Source organism: Sphingopyxis sp. (assembly GCF_036402335.1).
In the GTDB taxonomy this organism is placed as follows: Bacteria; Pseudomonadota; Alphaproteobacteria; order Sphingomonadales; family Sphingomonadaceae; genus Sphingopyxis.
In genome coordinates this window covers 1-4,084 of sequence record NZ_DASWTD010000328.1, presented here as the reverse complement: position 1 = coordinate 4,084, position 4,084 = coordinate 1, and the positions used below count along the sequence as shown (strand labels likewise).

The 4,084-nt window shown below is 63.9% G+C and carries 2 protein-coding genes; both read right to left on the bottom strand.

What is annotated here, in order from left to right:
• Positions 1-133 precede the first annotated feature (133 nt).
• Complete coding sequence (gene rpoD, locus VGD20_RS10160; protein ID WP_331134328.1) at positions 134-2,155, bottom strand: RNA polymerase sigma factor RpoD; 2,022 nt, start codon at positions 2,153-2,155, stop codon at positions 134-136.
• Positions 2,156-2,191: 36 nt separating this feature from the next.
• Positions 2,192-4,078: a DNA primase gene (gene dnaG, locus VGD20_RS10155; protein ID WP_331134329.1), complete on the bottom strand. Its 1,887-nt coding sequence runs from the start codon at positions 4,076-4,078 to the stop codon at positions 2,192-2,194.
• Positions 4,079-4,084: the final 6 nt, after the last annotated feature.

Here is a 4,084-nt window from a genome sequence, read left to right as displayed (position 1 = left end):
AATTCTGGGCCCCGGCTTTCGCCGGGGTGCACATCCCTATGGTCAGCTTCCAGTCGAAAGCTGATCATTGCGGAAAAACAAAACACCCCGCCGGTGACGGCGGGGTGTCTGGTGCCCGGAATGTTCCGAAAGCTTACTGGTCGAGGAAGCTGCGCATCTTGCGGCTGCGGCTCGGGTGCTTCAGCTTGCGGAGCGCCTTCGCCTCGATCTGGCGGATGCGTTCACGCGTCACGCTGAACTGCTGGCCCACTTCTTCGAGCGTGTGGTCGGTGTTCATCCCGATGCCGAAGCGCATGCGCAAAACGCGCTCTTCACGCGGAGTAAGCGAAGCCAAAACTCGCGTTACCGTTTCCTTGAGGTTCGACTGTACCGCGGCATCGACCGGGATGACGGCATTCTTGTCCTCGATGAAATCGCCGAGGTGGCTGTCTTCCTCGTCGCCGATCGGCGTTTCGAGGCTGATCGGCTCCTTGGCGATCTTCATCACCTTGCGGACCTTTTCGAGCGGCATCGACAGGCGCTCGGCCATTTCCTCCGGGGTCGGCTCGCGGCCGCTCTCGTGGAGGAACTGGCGGCTGCAGCGGACCAGCTTGTTGATCGTCTCGATCATATGGACCGGGATGCGGATGGTGCGGGCCTGGTCGGCGATCGAGCGCGTGATCGCCTGGCGGATCCACCAGGTCGCATAGGTCGAGAATTTGTAGCCGCGGCGGTACTCGAACTTATCTACCGCTTTCATCAGGCCGATATTGCCTTCCTGGATGAGGTCGAGGAACTGCAGGCCGCGGTTCGTATATTTCTTGGCGATCGAGATCACGAGACGCAGGTTCGCCTCGACCATTTCCTTCTTGGCGATGCGCGCTTCGCGCTCGCCCTTCTGGACCATGTTCACGACGCGGCGGAATTCGGTCAGGCTCATGCCCGCCGCCTGCGCGATTTCCGAAATCTCGATGCGGATACGGTCGACCGCGCCGGCTTCATTCTCGGCGAAGGCGGCCCATTTCTTGTCGAGACCCGAGACTTCGTCGAGCCAATTCTCTTCGAGTTCGCGCCCGACATAATTGTCGAGGAACGACTTGCGCGGCACCTTGTGGCGTTCGGCGAGGCGCAGCATCTGGCCGCCGAGCGCGGTCAGGCGGCGGTTATAGCTGTAGAGCTGATCGACCAGATATTCGATCTTGGTGCCGTGGAACTGCACGCTCTCGACCTGCGCGGTGAGTTCCTCGCGCAGCTTGTGGTACTTCTTTTCCGACGCCGCGGGGAATTCCTCGCCGCCCGAAAGCGATTCGAGCCGCGCTTCCTGCAGCTTCTGGAACGCCTTGAAGCTCTTCGTGATGTTCGCGAACTTCTCGAGCGCGTCGGGCTTCAACAGCTCTTCCATCGCCGCGAGGCTGAGCGTGTTGTCTTCCTCATCTTCCTCGAAGCTTTCGCGCTTGCCCGACGATCCTTCGCCGTCCTCGTCGTCGCCGTCGGCGGCGGGCTCTTCCTCGACCTCGTCCTCGTCCTTGAACGAGACACCGGCAGTCTTTTCGCTGATTTCACCGTCGTCCTCGGCGCCTTCCTCGTCGAGGTTCTCGGGCGCGGGGTCCTTCGACAGCATTGCTTCGAGGTCGACGATCTCGCGCAGCTGCATGTCGCCGTTGTTGAGCGCGGTCGACCAGTCGATGATCGCGTTGAAGGTCAGCGGGCTTTCGCACAGCCCGAGGATCATCGTGTCGCGGCCTGCCTCGATGCGCTTCGCGATCGCGATTTCGCCTTCGCGGCTGAGCAGTTCGACCGCGCCCATTTCGCGCAGGTACATGCGAACGGGATCGTCGGTGCGATCGACCGTTTCCTTCTTCTTTTCGATCGCGGGGTTCGACACCGAGCCGGTGCCGGCGCTGACGTCGACATCGTCGTCGGCCTCCTGATCGGCCTCTTCCTGCACATCCTCGTCGCTTTCGACGATGTTGATGCCCATGTCGGAGATCGCCGACATGATATCCTCGATCTGCTCGGACGACATTTCATCCTGCGGCAGTGCCGCATTGAGCTCGTCATAGGTCAGGTAACCGCGCTTCTTGCCACGCGCGATCAGCTTTTTGACGTCGGCCTCGTTGAGGTCGATCAGCGGGGCGTCGGTATCGGTATCGGCGGCGGTGTTCTTGGTGGCCATTTATTCTTCCTGCCTAAAAGGGCATTAACTTGGTCGTTACTGGCTGCTGCTTTCGGACAGCGCGGCCAGTCGGCGGGTCAGATCCTCGTCCATCGCACGCAACCGTTGTTGACGTGCCAGGCCTTCGTCATCCATCGAGCGCTGGAAATCCGCAGTGGCCTGTGCCAGCCGGTCGCGGATTTCGGGCTGGGTCACCAGCACGCCGATATATTCGTCAAGGTCGCGAAGCGCCGTTTCCCGCGCCGCTGCGGCCTCGTCATTGCTTTCCAGCCTGCGATTGAACGAGAAGTGCATTCCGTCGGCTCTGAGCAATGTCGTCGCCCTATTATACACTTTCATCGGCTCCAATATGGCAAGCAACCCCTCGCAATCAAGCCCTTCCTGCGCACCTGCGCTGTCAAGCATTACGCCGAGCAGTTCGGCGTCGCCGGAATCGCTCACCGGCAGCCGCGTCAACGCCTCCTCGTTGCGCCGCAGCGCCTCGGGATAGCGCAGCAACCCGCCGATCAACGCCGCGACATAAGGCGCTGAAATCCCGGCCTGCCCGATGGAACGCGTCTCGTCGGCCGGAGGTTGCAAGCGCGGGTCGGGGCCGAAGCGGCGATTGCCGTTTCCCCGCGGCGGATTCGGCGTCCATGGCTGGCGCTGGGCGCGCTCGGGCTGCTTGCGCGCAAACAAGGCATCGAGCCGTTCGCGGAAGGCCTCGCGATAATGGTGGCGGACATCGGCGTCCTCGATCGCGTCGGCGTGGGCGAGCAGGCGCGTCTTGAGCGCGGCGCGTTCCTCGGGGGTGGCGAGCGGTCCCGCTGCCACCTCGTGCGCCCACAGGCGTTCGACGAGCGGCTGTGTCTCATCGAGGATGGCGTTGAAGCCCTCGGCGCCGCGCGCGCGGACGATATCGTCGGGGTCCTGCCCCGCGGGCAGCGTCGCAAAGGCAAGGCTGAAGCCGGGGCGGAGGAGGGGCAGCGCGCGCATCGCGGCGCGCATCGCGGCCTTCTGTCCCGCCGCATCGCCGTCGAAGCAGAGCACGGGCACCGGCACCATCCGCCAGATGAGCCCAAGCTGCGCCTCGGTCAGCGCGGTGCCGAGCGGCGCGACGGCATCGGCGATCCCCGCCTCGGCGAGCGCGATGACGTCCATATAGCCCTCGACGACGATGATCCGGTTCGTCTGCCGCGACGCCGGCGACGCCTTGTCGAGATTATAGAGGACGCGGCCCTTGTCGAACAAAGGCGTGTCGGGCGAGTTCAGATATTTGGGCTCGCCGTCGCCGAGGATGCGGCCGCCGAACGCGATCACGCGCCCGCGCGCGTCGCGGATCGGGATCATCAGCCGGCCGCGGAACCGGTCGTAGGGTTCCTTGTCATCGACCGCGATCAGCATCCCCGATTCGACCAGCATCGCGGTCGGGAATTTCTTGAGCGCTTCCTTCAATGCACTGCGGCTCTCCGGCGCGAGGCCGAAACCGAACGCCTTGCGCGTCGCCTCCGAAATCCCGCGCTTGGCGAGATATTCGCGCGCCGGGGCGCCGTTGCTGCTGCCGAGTTGCTGCGCGAACCAGTCGGCGGCGCCCTGCACGACATCGCGCAGGCTCGCCTGCTCCTCGGCCTTTTTCGCGGCACGCGGATCGGCGGCGGGGACCTCCATCCCGGCCTCGGCGGCGAGCTCCTTCACCGCGTCCATGAACGACAGCCCGCGCTGGTCGGTCATCCAGCGGATCGCATCGCCGTGGGCGCTGCAGCCGAAACAGTGGTAGAAGCCCTTTTCGTCGTTGATCGTGAAGCTGGGCGTCTTCTCGTTATGGAAGGGGCAGCAGGCCTTATACTCGCGGCCCGCGCGTATGACCTTCACCGTGCGGCCGATGAGGGTCGACAGCGTGATGCGCGAGCGGAGTTCGTCCAGCCATTGCGGGGTGAGGGTCATAGGTTC

Bases quoted from the DNA above. Each gene is read 5' to 3' on its own strand.
- rpoD (WP_331134328.1), bottom strand. From the start codon at position 2,155: ATGGCCACCAAGAACACCGCCGCCGATACCGATACCGACGCCCCGCTG.
- dnaG (WP_331134329.1), bottom strand. From the start codon at position 4,078: ATGACCCTCACCCCGCAATGGCTGGACGAACTCCGCTCGCGCATCACG.